The sequence below is a fragment of the Methylomonas sp. TEB genome, from assembly GCF_047777895.1.
GTDB lineage: Bacteria > Pseudomonadota > Gammaproteobacteria > Methylococcales > Methylomonadaceae > Methylomonas.
On sequence record NZ_CP180476.1, the window covers coordinates 319,045 to 334,739 of the forward strand.

The 15,695-nt window shown below is 52.2% G+C and carries 14 protein-coding genes; 7 read left to right on the forward strand and 7 right to left on the reverse strand.

Going from position 1 to position 15,695, the window contains the following annotated elements; genetic code table 11:
- Positions 1-94: 94 nt before the first annotated feature.
- Positions 95-481: a diacylglycerol kinase gene (locus ACMXD4_RS01395; protein ID WP_171696867.1), complete on the reverse strand. Its 387-nt coding sequence runs from the start codon at positions 479-481 to the stop codon at positions 95-97.
- 3 nt (positions 482-484) lie between these two features.
- Positions 485-1,120, reverse strand: a complete 636-nt coding sequence (locus ACMXD4_RS01400; RefSeq protein ID WP_171696866.1) for a phosphatase PAP2 family protein — start codon at positions 1,118-1,120, stop codon at positions 485-487.
- 347 nt (positions 1,121-1,467) lie between these two features.
- Between ACMXD4_RS01400 and ACMXD4_RS01405 the strand changes: the two genes are divergently transcribed.
- On the forward strand, positions 1,468-1,773 hold the full coding sequence (locus ACMXD4_RS01405) for a hypothetical protein (protein ID WP_171696865.1): 306 nt from the start codon (positions 1,468-1,470) through the stop codon (positions 1,771-1,773).
- 109 nt (positions 1,774-1,882) lie between these two features.
- Here the strand turns inward: ACMXD4_RS01405 and ACMXD4_RS01410 are convergent, their stop codons facing one another.
- The 3 genes from ACMXD4_RS01410 to ACMXD4_RS01420 all read right to left on the reverse strand — a co-directional run bounded on the left by ACMXD4_RS01410 (position 1,883) and on the right by ACMXD4_RS01420 (position 5,153).
- Complete coding sequence (locus tag ACMXD4_RS01410) at positions 1,883-2,587, reverse strand: DUF2490 domain-containing protein (protein ID WP_171696864.1); 705 nt, start codon at positions 2,585-2,587, stop codon at positions 1,883-1,885.
- Positions 2,588-2,981: 394 nt separating this feature from the next.
- The gene (locus ACMXD4_RS01415) at positions 2,982-3,416 is read right to left on the reverse strand and encodes a hypothetical protein (RefSeq protein ID WP_033158222.1); all 435 of its coding nucleotides are present in this window, start codon (positions 3,414-3,416) and stop codon (positions 2,982-2,984) included.
- Between the two features lie 174 nt (positions 3,417-3,590).
- Positions 3,591-5,153 carry an AAA family ATPase gene (locus ACMXD4_RS01420; protein ID WP_415879628.1) on the reverse strand — a complete coding sequence of 521 codons (1,563 nt, stop codon included), beginning with the start codon at positions 5,151-5,153 and terminating at the stop codon, positions 3,591-3,593.
- Between the two features lie 315 nt (positions 5,154-5,468).
- Between ACMXD4_RS01420 and ACMXD4_RS01425 the strand changes: the two genes are divergently transcribed.
- From ACMXD4_RS01425 to ACMXD4_RS01450, 6 genes are all read left to right on the forward strand, one after another.
- The gene (locus ACMXD4_RS01425; protein WP_033158221.1) at positions 5,469-6,296 is read left to right on the forward strand and encodes an undecaprenyl-diphosphate phosphatase; all 828 of its coding nucleotides are present in this window, start codon (positions 5,469-5,471) and stop codon (positions 6,294-6,296) included.
- A gap of 60 nt (positions 6,297-6,356) precedes the next feature.
- Entirely contained in the window at positions 6,357-7,340 is a 984-nt protein-coding gene (locus tag ACMXD4_RS01430) for a calcium/sodium antiporter (protein WP_171696862.1), read from the forward strand.
- 2 nt (positions 7,341-7,342) lie between these two features.
- Positions 7,343-10,009 carry an MMPL family transporter gene (locus ACMXD4_RS01435; protein WP_415879629.1) on the forward strand — a complete coding sequence of 889 codons (2,667 nt, stop codon included), beginning with the start codon at positions 7,343-7,345 and terminating at the stop codon, positions 10,007-10,009.
- Positions 10,010-10,126: 117 nt separating this feature from the next.
- A complete protein-coding gene (gene motA / locus ACMXD4_RS01440) occupies positions 10,127-10,972 on the forward strand; it encodes a flagellar motor stator protein MotA (protein WP_033158218.1) in 846 nt (281 codons plus the stop codon).
- An 11-nt stretch (positions 10,973-10,983) separates the two neighbouring features.
- Positions 10,984-11,955, forward strand: a complete 972-nt coding sequence (motB, locus tag ACMXD4_RS01445; RefSeq protein ID WP_171696860.1) for a flagellar motor protein MotB — start codon at positions 10,984-10,986, stop codon at positions 11,953-11,955.
- 43 nt (positions 11,956-11,998) lie between these two features.
- Entirely contained in the window at positions 11,999-12,745 is a 747-nt protein-coding gene (locus ACMXD4_RS01450; RefSeq protein WP_171696859.1) for a hypothetical protein, read from the forward strand.
- Positions 12,746-12,824: 79 nt separating this feature from the next.
- Here ACMXD4_RS01450 and ACMXD4_RS01455 read toward each other — a convergent pair whose 3' ends face one another.
- Positions 12,825-14,660 carry a polysaccharide biosynthesis protein gene (locus ACMXD4_RS01455; protein WP_171696858.1) on the reverse strand — a complete coding sequence of 612 codons (1,836 nt, stop codon included), beginning with the start codon at positions 14,658-14,660 and terminating at the stop codon, positions 12,825-12,827.
- Positions 14,657-15,688, reverse strand: a complete 1,032-nt coding sequence (locus tag ACMXD4_RS01460) for an MraY family glycosyltransferase (RefSeq protein ID WP_171696857.1) — start codon at positions 15,686-15,688, stop codon at positions 14,657-14,659. The genes ACMXD4_RS01455 and ACMXD4_RS01460 overlap by 4 nt, the downstream gene beginning before the upstream one ends.
- Between the last annotated feature and the right edge of the window lie 7 nt (positions 15,689-15,695).

The window sequence follows — 15,695 nt, forward strand, 5'->3', positions numbered from 1 at the left end:
AGCAATCTCCGGTTTTTGCTTTTAAGTCGCTGCGCCGTCTGCCTCTTGTAGCTATTTGTCTGATGGTGCCTGAGAAATCTTTATCAGCGGCGGATCAAGCGATTAACGACCCTAAGTAGCTGAGCTCCGAGAGCATGATCACTGCCCAAATCAGAATGCTGATGCCGGTCGCGGCTGCGGCAATATCCTTGATGACGCGGATTTTTTCATTTTGCCGAGTTTCCACGAAATCGCAGAGCGCCTCTATCGTGGTGTTAAACATTTCGCATATCAGCATCAGCCCGGTGGCGGTAAGTACCGAGATGAAATCCACCCATTGGCGAAAATAAAAGCATACGGCCAAAATCAACACGGACAGTACGACCTTATAGGCCACACTAAAATCATAAACAACCGCGTAGCGCAGACCTGACAAACAGACCTTCAATTTTCTTAAAGGGTGATAACCGCTTTGTCCGGTATTAAGAAACTTGTTTCGCATGACTCACCTGATGAATATGCCGCCGTTTTGCAGCAGATTAATTAAACCCAGCACCCACAATAGTCCCAGTAAGGCGCCAGCTAGTACATCCGAGGGGAAATGAACTTGCAGATAGACTCGTGAGACGGCAACCAGGGATACCGTCAATAGCGTAAACCCGGTCAAAGCGTAAAAGTTAAGCCCCAGTTTTTCGGGTTTGCACATCCAGCATAAGGCCGTAGCAAAGGCAACGATTTGCGCGGTGTGGGCACTTGGGAAGGAGGCGTCCAAGGGGATTTCACCCACAACGGGGAAAAAGTCGGGCCGCGGGCGAGCGAACCAAAGCTTGGCGAGACGACTGAACAGGGCAACACCCGTTAGGCTCAAGACCATCAGCCCTGCCTCTTTGATACGGCTGTTTCTCACCAGAACACCGCTTAGCACTGCGGTTATCGGGGCCAGAATGAACAGCGAACCAGTCCAGGTGATGGCGGCAAAAAAACGATCCAGCAAGATACTTCTAATGCTGTGCGCGGTACTCAGCAGAAAGCGATCCCATTGGTACCAGTGCGCACTGACGCGCTCGATAAAAACCAACAGTGCGATTGCCGTTAACCAACATCCAAACGTCGGGAGATATTTCAAGCCTAACATTTTCATTATTTTGCCTCCGCGTTAGCCAACCACTAATCCGGCCGTCGAATCTCGCTGTTTCCGGGCAGTAGAGAGCGTCATTGTTACCATGGATTCCGGCTTTTGCCGGAAACATCTACTTCCACACCGCGGCTTGCCGCTTCGCCTGTCATGCTCCTTGGCGTATTACCGACAAATTGTTGGGAAAACGGCAGGGTTTTAGGTGCTGATAAATTATTTGTTAATTATTTAACAATGACTTATGCGTTTTTAGTGGTGGCATTCTAATTGCTAAGCAAGAGTCGCCGGCACCGGCCTGGTTGACTTTGCAACCTGGTTTGGCCGGTATTCTTTATTAGTCATGAGGTGTTGATATGTTCGAAGCCATTGTATTGTTCATACTGACCGGCCTGGTCGCTGCGTGCGCATACTCGTCTCAGGGTTGCGAACTTTCCTTTTTCGGCAAACTATTTCGTTCCGCTAAAGGCCAAACGCCAGCAACTTCGACCAGCCAGTCTGTCGCTACTGACAGCACGGAACCAAGCTCCAGTTTTCTGGAACAGCTGCAAAGCGAAATTGAAGCCACTTTATTTCCGCGTCCTACGGACTCGGTATTGCGGCGTCATTACGATGCCTTGGTTGCTGTGGAAGTGAAAAACCGGTTGAGCTTTTTTAGCTGAGAGCCGAGGATTCTATATGCAGCCCAGGCGGGCTGCATATAGAGTCAGCCCAAAGCTTGGTCTCAGTGCCTCGCTGGTGGTAGCGAAAAAATCCCCGCATTTCTCTGGCTTAGAAATTGACATTGATATTGGTTAGCCAAACGTGATTGGTAACATCGGGCGAGCCGTAGTTATGGATGTATTGCAATTGATAGCCGGTATCGACATTCAAATTTTTGGTTACTTTGTAGCCCACCCCGACATAACTGCGATTTTGGTTGATACCGGTCTGCACGGATCGCGCCAGCCGGCCCTCGTCTATGGAATTGAAATACACAAACAGCTCATCAAGCGCGATTAGATAAGCTTGGCTGTCCGGTATTGAATAGACTAAACGGAAGCGGTGCCGCATGCGATGGCCGACGTCGCCTTCGTGGGCAAAGAAGCGTTGCTCGAGACGAAACCGGTACTGAAAATTCAATTGCGACGTCCAGTTGTCTATCCACTGCACCTGCTGCATCGCATCGTTAGTGGCCATTTCAAAGTCGGTTTGCTCGTTGTATTCGCCTTGCCAGGTATAGCCTAGCCAGAGCTGCAATTTGTTGGTTAGCTTATAGCCGAGCAGCGGACGGACAATAATTTGATTAAACAAGGTATTGTCGGTTTTGGTGCGCGGTGCCAATTCCAGAAAAGCTAAGTAGGGGCTGCCGCCGAAATCGGTTTGATAGGTATTGCTGATCCAGGTGCTGAAATCGTCTTGCACGGGGCCGGCTTCAACTGCGAACGATGTCAGCGTAAGGCCGGTGAACAGCAGGGATAAGTGAGTTTTTTGCATGTGTTGGTACCGAAGAACTTGATTTGAAACGAACGGCGTCACGGTCAGCGCGGCTTTGCGTGTGCGGGTGCACGGTTTATCTGCTGGCGATAAGCTTATCTCAATTCTTGATAAATGTGCTTACTCAGGGCAGGTATTCTGCGTGCTGCGCAGTGGCTCAGGTTTATAAGTTTGTTGATTCAGGGAGTCGAGCGTAAGTCATCTGCTTGCCGCCATGCGGCTTTGTAGCAGCGGGAAAACCCGAAAGAGGGGTTTGGCTGGATTACATTGCAGACAAGCTGTTTGCCAAAGAAGTCTGCAACAGCAAAAAGTATCAAACGATGACGTGATTTAGAGCGGTTTTAGACAAACCCTCCGGTTGCCGGAGGGGATGCGCTAGCAAACTGAATGCGGATTAGTCGGTCAATCCGCTTACACCTTCGACAGACCAATTTTCGAAATCGCTGGCTCCGGAGGTGTCGTCGCCTTTGCCGTATTGGATCCGGCAAGCGTAGTGACGCATCACGTTGGGGCTGTCTTTCCCGCTGATTTCCACGTCGGCATTGACAATATATTCGTAGTTGCCGAGAGTCCAGGCATTGGTCGGTTGGCTGGCAAATGACAGGCTTTGATCTTCGTCGGCTTCGTTTTTGATGTAGGTGTTGCAGTGGGCGAACGCCATAGCGGTCATGTCTGTGCTAATGGACATAGGGTTAGCCGCGTCCTTGCTTTCCACCAAAAATAAATCGGAAGCGGCGATGTCGTACATAAACGGCAGGAAAAACTTAATCTGAATGGCTAGCAGGCCTGCCAGACAGACGGCAAATATTATAATTTTCTTTTTATTCATGGCTCAAATGGTGGTTTTTATTGGTTTAATTATCTAGCGATCACCCGCGATTCTAACAAAGATCGTGGACAGTAGGAAATGCCAACCCTCTCCGCCTAATTTACCGTGAATTTAATATTGTCCAAGCGCGCAGTTTTACAGCGTCCGTTTCGGCAAACGCCGGTTTGGCTTGGCTTATCCTAGTGTTCGCGCCAGCTCGTGCCAAGCTGCTTGTTGATCGATTTCGTCCAGACCGTCGCTATTGTTGGTCAATACGAGGTTGTACGGCAGCTCTTCGGTTTGCAATGCTTCGGCGCCTGTCTTGGCTTTGTCCAATACGCTCAAGTCGGCTTCCGATGGGTCGCCGCCTTGTTCTTGTCTACGCTGTATGCGTTGCTGCAGCACCTTGTCCTTAGCCTGTATCGAAACAATGACGAAAGGAATTCCCAGGCTTTGTGCCAGTAACTGGAACGGGCGGCGTTGGGCGTGTTGCAAAAATGCGGCATCGACAATAACCGGGAACCCGAATTTAAGCAGAGTTTGTGCTAGGTCTAGCAAATGTTGGTAGGTTTTTTGGCCGGCTTGTGGATGGTATATGCCGCCATCGATTGCCGAACTGCTTTTTTGCAGGGCGCTTAACCCAAACAGCCGTTTTCTCTCGACATCCGAACGCAAGCGGATCAGCTGATGTTTTTCCAATAGTAATTGCGATACCGCGCTTTTACCGCAACCTGGCAGGCCATGGGTCAGAAGCAATGCCGGTTTGCGCGGGCTTAAACTGCTGTCGGCCAAATTTAAATAACTTAGGCATGCTTGTCTGGCCGATTCTGCGCCGGTTTGCGCAAACCTGAACCCGGCAATCTTCGCGCGCACCGCGGCCCGGTAACTGAGATAAAAGCGCAACACGCCGAGGCCAGCGTAATCGCCACTGATTTGCACATAGGCGTTCAAAAACCGGTACGCCAGATCGGCGCGCCCGCGATGGAGCAAGTCCATGATCAGGAATGCCGCATCGCTCATCGTATCTATCCAGCGCAATTCGGGCGAAAACTCGATACCGTCGAATGCGACCGGCCGACCTCTTAACAGCACGATATTGCCCAGATGCAGGTCTCCGTGGCATTCACGGATAAAGCCGGCTTGTTGCCGCTGCAAAAACAGGTTTTCGGCCGCCAAAAATGCTTGCCGACAGTTATCTTGCATTGACTTGATCAATGCGGCATCTTCGGGTTTCATCAACTCAAGCAATTGCTGAAAATTTTGCCGGGCCGGCGCTTCAATGGTGGCCGGAGAGCCGTAGTTCGAGTCCGGACTCGCCGGCGCCAAGCCCCTATGAAACCGGGCGATAGTGTCGGCCAAGCTGTCGATATGCGTTGGCGTAATTTCCTGATGGGGCAGCAAAGTATCCAGCAGCTTACCGGCGGCAAAGCGGCGCATTTTTACCGCATATTCAAACGCCGGCTCCGCGTTGATTCGGGGTTGTTTGGGGCTCCCGCCAATAGCCGCCACCTGCAAATAAATGCCGGGCGCCAGACGCCGATTCAAGCGAATTTCTTCCTGACAGTAAAAGTGGCGCTGGCTAAGTTGGCTGAAATCCAAAAAGCCCAAATCGACCGGTTTTTTAATCTTGTAAGCATAGCGGCCGGCCAGCAATACCCAGGAAATATGAGTTTCCAGCACGGTGACCCGTTTGACCGGGTGCGGGAAACAGGCAGGATCGCAAAGAGCGCTTATCAGTGGAGGATATGCAATGGCCATGATTAAACACCTTCCCAGACTGAGCGGGATTAATACTGCAACGGCAGTGCCTGTACTGTCGGCGATTCTGGCAGACCGGAGAGCGCTATGCAAAGCACGCCCAAACCTAAATTGCTGCCAGGCACGTCGGTCATAAATGCCAGGATTTGCCGTGCCTTACAGCGTAAAGTTACGTAATGGTTGAGATTTCGACTATAATCCCGCCCCGCTTATATGGCTTTTTCATAGGCTTACCAAATTCGACTGGTTTACATCAACTTCATCGACATGCTGATTTCGACCCTGGTACCTGACTGGTACGGAGCCTGATAAAAAATGGACATTACCCTCATCATTAAATCCCTGATACTCGGCGTAGTTGAAGGTTTAACCGAATTTCTTCCCATTTCCAGCACCGGTCATTTGATTTTAGCCGGAGACTTGCTGAATTTTAACGACGATAAAGCCAAGCTGTTTACCATCGTCATTCAGGTCGGCGCGATTCTGGCGATTTGCTGGGAATACCGGGCCAAGATCGGCTCGGTATTGAGCGGATTGACCAGCGACAGGCAGGCGCAAAAATTTGTATTGAATCTGGCGATTGCGTTTATGCCGCTGGCGACGCTGGGCTTGTTGTTTGGCAAACATATCAAGGCCGCGCTGTTCAAGCCGGTGCCGGTGGCGTTGGCGTTTATCATCGGTGCGTTCGTGATTATCTGGGCGGAAAAGCGTGAGCACAAAATCCGGGTTGATAATGTTGACGATCTCAGTCCGCTGGATGCCTTGAAATTGGGTATCGCCCAAGCTTTTGCCTTGATCCCCGGCACCTCCCGTTCCGGCGCGACCATTATCGGCGGCTTGCTGTTCGGTTTGTCGCGTAAGGCGTCTACCGAGTTTTCTTTCTTTTTGGCGATTCCCACCTTGGTCGTCGCCAGTCTGTACGACTTATACAAGCACCGCGACTTGCTGCATATCGAAAGCGATGCACTGTCGTTCGCGGTCGGTTTAGTCGCGGCTTTTATCAGTGCCTTGCTGGCGGTAAAAGGTTTGCTGCGTTACATCAGTCATCACGATTTCATCATTTTTGCCTGGTATCGGATTGTGTTTGGCGTGGTGGTGATTGCCAGTGCTTACAGCGGTTTGGTGCAGTGGACGGTGGATTAGCATTCGGCGTCACGTAGGGCAGTATTTCGGTTTTTTGATCTTTAAAATTAAGGGTAGGTTATGGCTTTGCCACTGTTGATGATAGTCATCGGTCTGATTGTGTTGGTTTGGAGTGCCGATATTTTTGTCGAAGGAGCTGCGGCGATAGCGCGTTTTCTGGGCATGTCGCCGTTGTTAATAGGTATGGTGGTGATCGGTTTCGGCACCTCCGCGCCGGAGTTGTCCGTGTCCGCCTTGTCGGCCTGGCAAGGCAATCCGGGTATAGCGCTGGGCAATGCTTACGGGTCGAATATCACCAATATTGCCTTGATTCTGGGGATGGTCGCCTTGATCAGTCCCATTACCGTCCATTCGCAAATCGTTAAAAAAGAACTGCCGGTGTTGTTCGCGGTGACCTTGTTTGTGCTAGGTCAGGTATACGACGGCGATCTGTCGCGGATGGATGCGGTGCTGGAACTGGCGGTATTCGTTGGCGTGATGACCTGGATGGTCCGACAAGGGATGAGTAAAACAGCCGAGACGACCGACGTGTTAGGCGAAGAAGTTGCTGAAGAATTGGAAGAGCATGCGATGTCCTGCGCTCAGGCTGTCATCTGGCTGGTTTCCGGTTTGCTGTTATTGGTGATCAGCTCCCGCTTATTGGTTTGGGGAGCCGTATCGATTGCCCAGGATTTGGGCGTCAGCGATTTGGTGATTGGTTTGACCATCGTCGCCATCGGTACCTCCTTGCCTGAATTGGCGTCGTCGATTGCCGCCGCCCGTAAAGGCGAGCACGATCTGGCCTTGGGCAATATCATCGGTTCCAATTTATTCAACACGTTGGCGGTGGTGGGTTTGGCCGGGGTGATTCAGCCGATGTCGATTCCAGTGGAAATCGTTAATCGCGATTGGCCGCTGATGGCCTTGTTAACGGTGTCGCTGTTCTTTTTGGGCTACGCCAGAAAAGGCGAGCAAGGCCGCATCAATCGGGTTGAAGGCGGCATCTTGTTGGCCATTTACGCCAGTTACACCGTGTACTTGATTAACACCGTCGTGAGCGCTTAAGTATGTCCTTGGAAAAACGTTTGGGAAATATCGCTTTTCGATGGGGCAACTGGTTGCTGTATTCGCCGGGGTTAGTGTTACTGGCTTCGGTAATCTTGGCTTATCTGGCCGCGCAATACACCGGCAATCATCTGACCGTCAACACCGATACGGCGGAACTGATCGCTCCGGAAGCGCCGTTTCAGCAAAACCGCCGCAAATTCGAACAGCAGTTCGGCCAGGAAGTCCATACCTTGCTGCTGGTGATCGAGTCTTCCAGTCCGGAGTTGACCAAGGCCGCTGCCCAACGCTTGAGCCGGGAGCTTAGAGCGGATACCGAACATTTCACCAAAGTCTATCGGCCGGATGAAAATGCGTTTTTTCAGCGCAATGGCCTGCTGTATCTGGATACTGATAAGTTGCAGGATTTTTCGGTGACGCTGGCGCAAGCCCAGCCGTTTATCGGCCGCATCTCGCAAGATCCCAGCCTGAATGGCTTTTTCTCGATCTTCGAAGATGCGCTGAATGCAGAAACCAAAACCGAAGAAGTGCCCATCGATCTGATGTCTTTAATCGACAAGGTCAGCAACTCGCTGCATAAGACCCTGAACGGCGAAACCGACCTGCTGTCCTGGCAAAAACTGATTGCCGAAAACAAAATCAGCGAAGAGCAATCGGACAAAGCCTTTATCTTCGTCACGCCAAAATTCGATTACACCCAGATTTTGCCGGTAGAGCCAGCGATTAATGTCATCCGGCGCGCTGCTGATAAAATTCAAGACCCCAACATGCCGGCTGTCAAAGTTTGGGTGACCGGCGAAGTCGGTTTGGAACACGATGAAATGGCCGGCATGAGTGAGGGGACCTTTACCGCCAGCATTTTTTCCATCGTATTGGTCTGCGGCATTTTACTGGTTGCTTACCGTTCCTGGCTGTTGATGCTGGCTACCTTGCTGACATTGGCTTTGGGCATGGTGTTTTGCGGATTGTTCGCCTCCGTGGCGGTGAAACAGCTGAATCTGATTTCGGTGGCCTTCGCGGTATCCAATATTGGTTTGGGCGTGGAGTATGCGATCCATTTTTGCCTGCGTTATCGCGACAATCTGGATCTCTACGGCAGCGACAAGGGCAAAGCGATTCGTTCGGCCTTGTTGGCGACCAGCCCGTCTTTAATTCTGTGCGCCGGTACTACCTCCATCGGTTTGTATGCCTTTATTCCCACCGACTACCAAGGCATTTCCGAGTTGGGTTTGCTGGCCGGTACCAGCTTGTTCATTTGCTTATTCATTACGCTGACCGTGCTGCCGGTGCTGCTTAAGGTGTTGCCGAATCCGCCCGTGCATCAATTGCATGGCGAGCAACCCGGCGAGTCGAAGTTTACCCACGTGTTGGCTCATTATACGTTGCACTATGCCAAACCGATTTCCTTGTTGACTTTGCTTGGCGCGGTGGTTGCCGTGTACTTTGTGTTTCAGGTGCAAACCGATTTCAATCCCTTGAATCTGCGCGATCCGCATACCGAGTCGGTGATTGCCTTCAAGGACTTGATGAAAGAGCGCGAAACTTCGCCGATGACCTTGACGGTTTTGGTGAAAAACGAAGACGAAGCCAGAGCGGCGCAGAAAAAGCTGGAGAGCCTGAAGACTGTCGACAAAACCATCAGCTTGTTCGACTTTGTGCCTGACGATCAAGAAAGCAAATTGGGTATCATCGACGATATGGTGCTGACGCTGGGTCCGCAGAGCCAGTTTTTCCCGCAATTGAAAACCGGCACCGATCCGTTGCCGGCCATCAAGCGGATGATCGCCGCGATTGATGCCAACCTGCCGAAAAAAACCAATCCGGCGGACATCAAATCCCTGCAAACCTTTAAACAGCAGTTGCAAGACGTGATGGTGGAATTGGAAGCCAGATTCCAGCCGGACCGCGGCGTGTTTATCGAGAAGATTCAAACCTCGTTGCTCGGCACTTTGCCCACGGTCATGAACCAGCTACTCGTCGGTTTCCATGCCGAGGAAATTGTACCGACCAGTATCCCGGCGGAAATCAAGGAACGCTGGTTGAGTAAAGACGGCTTATACCGGATTCAGATTTTTCCCAAGGAAGATTTGAACGATCTCGGTAACTTGCAGGCTTTCATCACCGACGTACAGGCCGTAGCGCCCAATGCCACCGATTTGCCGGTCATGTATTGGGAATCCATGAAAGCGGTGATCGGTGCCTTCCAGGAAGCCATCATCATTGCCCTGGTGGCGATTGCCTTGCTGCTGATGTTCATACGCCGCAGTATCGTCGACACGCTGTTGGTGATGACACCCTTAGTGTTGGCCGGCTTGTTCACAATGGCAACTACCGTGTTTACCGGCACGCCGATCAATTTTGCCAATATTATCGCTTTGCCTTTATTAATGGGGCTGGGTGTCGATAACGGCATCCATATGGTTGAAAAATTGCATCATTCGTTGTCCGAGGATCAGAATATTTATCAATCCAGTACCGCGCGCGGCATGTTCTACGGCGCGTTGACTACCATTTCCAGCTTTGTTGGTTTGGCATTTTCCCCGCATCAGGGCATCTCCAGCATGGGCTTGGTCATCACTATCGGCATTTTCTGGATAATGACGTGTACTTTTGTGGTGCTGCCGGCTATCAGCAAGCTGGTTTTAAAAAAAACTGAGCATTTAGCCTGAGAGTTTGAAAACCATAGCCTAGACTTATCCGGCAACTTACATGGCGGCCGGTAAAGGTAGCGAACCCAGGGTAAGTTTGATTTTTATAATTAACTTTTAGTTTTTTTAGAGGCAACCATGTTTGTAATCATTGGTTATGTGATTATTTTAGGCTGTGTATTGGGCGGCTTTTTGATGGCCGGCGGCCATCTGGGCGTGCTTTGGCAGCCGGTTGAGGTGCTGATCATCGTCGGTGCCGCCTTCGGTTCCTTCCTGGCCAGTAACTCGCTGGCCACCAGTAAAGCGGCGATGGCCGGCGGAACCGCCACGCTGAAAGGTAGTACCTACACCAAGGAGTACTACATGGAACTGCTGATGAGCTTTAACGCGCTGAGTCAGAAGGCCCGCAAGGAAGGTTTGTTGTCCCTGGAAAAAGTGGTGGACGATCCGGAGGGTAGCTCGATATTCGGTGAAAAAATCGTCCACGATCACCATCTGATGGAGTTCATTTGCGACAAGCTCAGGCTGATCCTGACCGGGGTTGATGTCAACCAACTGGAAGACATCATGGACGCGGAAATCGAAGTACACCACGCCGAAGGCAACGAGCCGATCAAAGCCGTGCAAAAAGTCGGTGATGGCATGCCGGCTTTCGGTATCGTCGCGGCGGTAATGGGGGTGGTACATACGATGGAATCGGTGGGTATTCCGCCGGCGGAACTGGGCAAATTGATCGCGGCGGCGCTGGTCGGTACCTTCCTGGGTATTTTGGTGTCTTACGGCTTTATCGGCCCGGTAGCGTCGGTCATGGAAGCGCGGCTGGAAGAAGAAAGCAACGCCTATAAATGCACGCAAAAAGGCCTGCTGAATTGCGCGAAAGGTACTTCGCCGGCGATGACGGTGGAATTCATGCGTACCGCGATTCCACATCATGCCAGGCCGACCTTTACCGAGCTGGAAGAACAATTGAAAGCCGGCAAATAAGGTAAACGACAATGGCCGAACAACCCATAATCATCAAGAAAATCAAGAAGGGTGGTCACGGTGGGCATCACGGCGGGGCCTGGAAAATTGCCTATGCCGACTTCGTGACGGCGATGATGGCTTTCTTTCTGTTGATGTGGTTACTCGGTTCCACCGACGAGAAAACTAAAAAAGGCATTTCCGAATATTTCCAAAACCCGTTTGGCGTCGCGATTGTCAGTAACCCCGGTGAGGGCTCCGGCGACCGGACCAGCATCATTCAGGCCGGCGGCCAGGACTTGAAATCGCAAGACGAGGGGCAAGTGCATCAAGGGGAAAATACCCCGGCCGAGCCAACGCCTGAGGATATTGAAAAACTGGCGGAAGAGCAGGAAAAACTCAAGCTGGAAAAATTGCAGGAAAAAATCGAGGACATGCTGAAAGCCAATGACAAGTTGGCGGAATATAAAGATCAGATCAAGCTGGAAACCACCCCGGAAGGTTTGAAAATCCAGATTATCGATGCGCAAAATCGGCCGATGTTCAAACTGGCCAGTTCCGGTATCGAAACCTATGCGCAAGCCATCCTGCGCGAGTTGGCACCGGTGATCAACGAATTACCCAACAAAGTCACCATCAACGGCCATACCGACGCATTGCCGTTTCCCAGCAATCGCACCGGTTATTCCAACTGGGAGCTATCCAGCGATCGGGCCAATGTGGCGCGCCGTGAGTTAACCCAAGGCGGACTCAGTGAAGACAAGGTGCTGCGCGTGGTCGGCTTGGCATCCAGTATTCCCTACAAGGGCGACGTGCCTAACGATCCGATGAATCGGCGGATTTCCATCGTCGTGATGAATAAAAAGACCGAAAATCAGGTGCTGCACGATGGCGCTGAAGATAAGCCCGGCAGCAGCGATACCTCTGTGCCCGGTTTGCCGGCCATATCGCCGACTATTCAGCAAAATACCAAAATTACAGGGGCGGACGGCGCTGCGCATTAATTTGGCCCGGTCAGTACTAGGCTGAACGTACGGTAAGGATCTGATGCAGTTATTCAAGGCTCTCCTGAGTCAGCTAATGGCCTGTGTCGCTGTGATGGGCTTACGCGCACAAATCCTGCCCATTAGCGTTTGGCAAGCTGTCGCTATTCAGGCCGGCTTGGCCGCACTGTTCTCTCGCGGTTTTCGCCAGCCTGTCTGGTGGCTGCCGATTCATTTGCTATTTTTGCCGACCGTGTTAGTGGGGCTGAGCTGGCAATTGCCTGCTTGGCTGTATCTGCTGACATTGCTGCTGCTAACCCTATTATTTTGGGGGACAGTGAAAGGTGATGTGCCGTTGTTCTTATCGTCTTCCGCTGTCAGTCAGGCGCTGATCGAAATAGTAAGCCGCGAACGGGCGCAAGCGTTTATCGATATTGGCGCCGGTCTGGCTACCGTTGTCGTGCCGCTTGCAAAAGCCCGGCCGGACATGGCTGTGGTGGCCTTGGAGCGGGCGCCGCTACCCTGGCTGCTGGCAAGATGGCGTTGCCGCAATCTGGCTAATGTCCGGGTCGGCAGATCCAGTTTTTGGGAGCAGGATTTACGCGAGTTTGATGTGGTGTTCGCCTTCCTGTCGCCGCTGGTGATGGCGAAAATAGGCGAAAAAGTCCGACGGGAAATGCGGGACGGCTGTTTATTTATCTCGTCCTCTTTTCCGATACCGGATAGCCACCCTGAATCGGTGCTCGAACTGAACGATAGCCGCAAAACCAAGCTGTATTGCTATCGGATAGGCGGATCTCTGAAAAGTTAAGAACCCTTTGGCTTTCTTCAGCAGGAGGGGGCTTAGCTCAATGACATTGCCTGGAGCGAGTGATCTTTAGCGCTGATATTTAAGCCGTCGGCGTATTCGTAAATTCGGGGACCAACTGCTTCAAACCGGCCAACAGCTGTTGGTTATCGTAGCTCCTGCACTGCTTCTGCAAATCCTCAATCTGTTTAGCCCATTCCACCGAGTCGTAGAGTCGGGCTTTGGCCAGGCGCAATTTCGCATGGCTGGTTGCCATTAATTGTTCCTGATCGTGGAATAATTCTTCGTAGAGTTTTTCGCCGGGCCGCAAGCCGACAATCTTAATGGCAATGTCTTTATTCGGGACTTTGCCGCTCAGGCGGATCATCTGCTCCGCCAGGTAAGTAATTTTGACCGGTTCGCCCATATCCAATACAAACACTTCGCCGCCCTGGCCTATGGTTTCCGCTTGCATGATGAGCTGGCAGGCTTCCGGAATCGTCATGAAGTAGCGGGTAATATCCGGATGCGTGACCGTGATGGGGCCGCCGGCCTTGATTTGCTCTCTAAACAGCGGCACGACGCTACCGGCCGAATCGAGCACGTTGCCGAAGCGTACCGTGGTAAAGCGGGTGTTGCCGGTCTGATTCAGGTTTTGGCACAGGATTTCCGCCGCCCGCTTGGTGGCGCCCATCACGTTGGTCGGATTGACGGCTTTATCGGTGGAAATTAACACAAAGCGCGCCACTCCGGCGGCAATCGCCGCTTCCGCCAGGATCTTGGTGCCGATCAGGTTGTTATGCACCGCTTCGCGGATCTGATTTTCCAGCAAAGGCACATGTTTATAAGCGGCGGCGTGAAACACGATTTCCGGTTTTTGCCCGGCAATTAATTGCTGCACCGCAACGGGATCGGCGACATCGCCCAACACGGCTTGGTGCGATAACTCCGGAAACAGCCGATTCAAGTCGGCGTTGACTTTGTACAAATTAAACTCGCACTGATCGAATACGATCAGCTTGTGCGGCTGGGCTCTGGCCAATTGCTTGCAAAGCTCGGAACCTATCGAACCGCCGCCGCCTGTCACCAAAATGACTTTGCCGTGTAGATGGTTTTTTATGCCGGGCCAATCCAGCTTCACCGGCGTGCGGCCCAGAATATCTTCAATAGAGACGCTGCGCAGATTGGCGGTGGTGACCGCGCCGCTCAGCAGTTCCTTAACCGACGGCAGGGTCTGAAAATCCACAGAGCAGTTTTCGCAGATTTCCACGATACGGCGCATTTGCTGATCGCTGGCCGACGGCACGGCAATCAGCACCGTTTCGATATTCCAGCGTTCGATTAACTCCGGAATTTGCTCGACCGTGCCGGCGACGCGGATGCCGCGAATTTCGCGCTTGTATTTACCATGGTTGTCGTCGACGAACACTATCGGCACATAATCGCTATCGACATTGGCTAATAAATCTCTCACCAGCATTTCGCCGGCGGAACCGGCACCGACGATCAATGCGCGCTTACCCACGCGCTCGGCAAACGTCTGTTCCTTCCAAAAGCGATATACCAGACGCGGAATGCTGAGCAAGGAAAACAGGATCAGCACGTAAAGGGGGACGACCGAACGCGGCACGCCGTGTAGGCGGTCGTATAAAAACAAGGCGGAGGCAATAAAAAAAATCCCGGTCAACACCGCTTTGCCGATGCGGATCAGGTCCGGCAGCGAGGAAAACCGCCAAACGCCGCGGTACAAACCATACACCCAGAATAAACTGACTTGGATGGCTATGACCCAAGGCAGGAACAATAAGGCCGAATAAAAAAATTCGTCCGGGATGTTCTGCAGATTAAAGCGTAGCCAGTAAGCGCCAAACCAGGCCAGCGGGATCATGGCCAGGTCGTGTAAGAAAATGGTGGTGCGGGAGCGGAATCTTAAAGTCACGAATTAACCAACTCGGATTGGCCGGCCTTAAACCGGTAAGCCAGATAGATTAAGGGCAGATAAGCCACGATAACGCCGGCTAAAGCATGGCTGGGATGCTTGAATATCCATAGGGATATAGGCAGCAGCCAACCGCAATTAATTACCCAGCTTGCCAATAACACCGGTAAATGCCCGTAACGCTTGGCTGCATGCTGATAGGTATGCGAGCAATGCGCCGCGTACCATTTTTGTCCGCTGAACATTCTGACCGCCAGGGTATAGCTGGCATCCACGATAAACGCACCGAATAAAATCAGCCCGCAATACAGCAGCACGGCGGCCTGTTGTGCGGCCAGTAAAATTAATAAACCCAGCAACAGCCCTATAAAGCCGCTACCGACATCGCCCATGAAGATTTTCGCTTTCGGCCAATTCCACAGCAAAAAGCCGCCGCAAGCCGCCGCCAAACTCAAGGCAACACCGCATAAGCTTTGGTCGATAAAAAACAGATAGCCCGCCAATGCCGAGGATACAAACAGCGCTTCCGACGCGGCAATGCCGTCGGTACCGTCCATGAAATTGAACAGGTTTAAGGCCCACACCAAAAACAGTGCTCCCAAGGGGTAGCCCAACCAGCCTGGATTGACGCTTAAGCGCCCGAAGAGAGCGTCGAATGGCGCGGGGACCAATACCACGGGAAGGCCGCCCAACAATTCCAGGGCGATGATCGCCGCCAGCAAATGCGTCAAGAAACGCCAGCGCGCGGCCACTTCGCCGTGATCGTCACAAAAGCCGATAGCGGCTACCAATAGCGTGGAGCCCAGCAAGGCCAGGGATGTGCCAGTCAGTTGCCGGTCAAAAAACAACCAGAGCATCGCCACGCTGAAGGCCAGCACGATAGCCAAGCCGCCGCCGCGCGGGGTTGGCACGCTGTGTGAGCTGCGTTGGTTGGGAATGTCCAGTACCTTGTAAGTTAAGGCGTAACGGCGAATCAGGCCGGTCAATACGGCGGCGAGCAGCAAGGTAACAGTAGAAAGCAGTAGCACGCTGGAT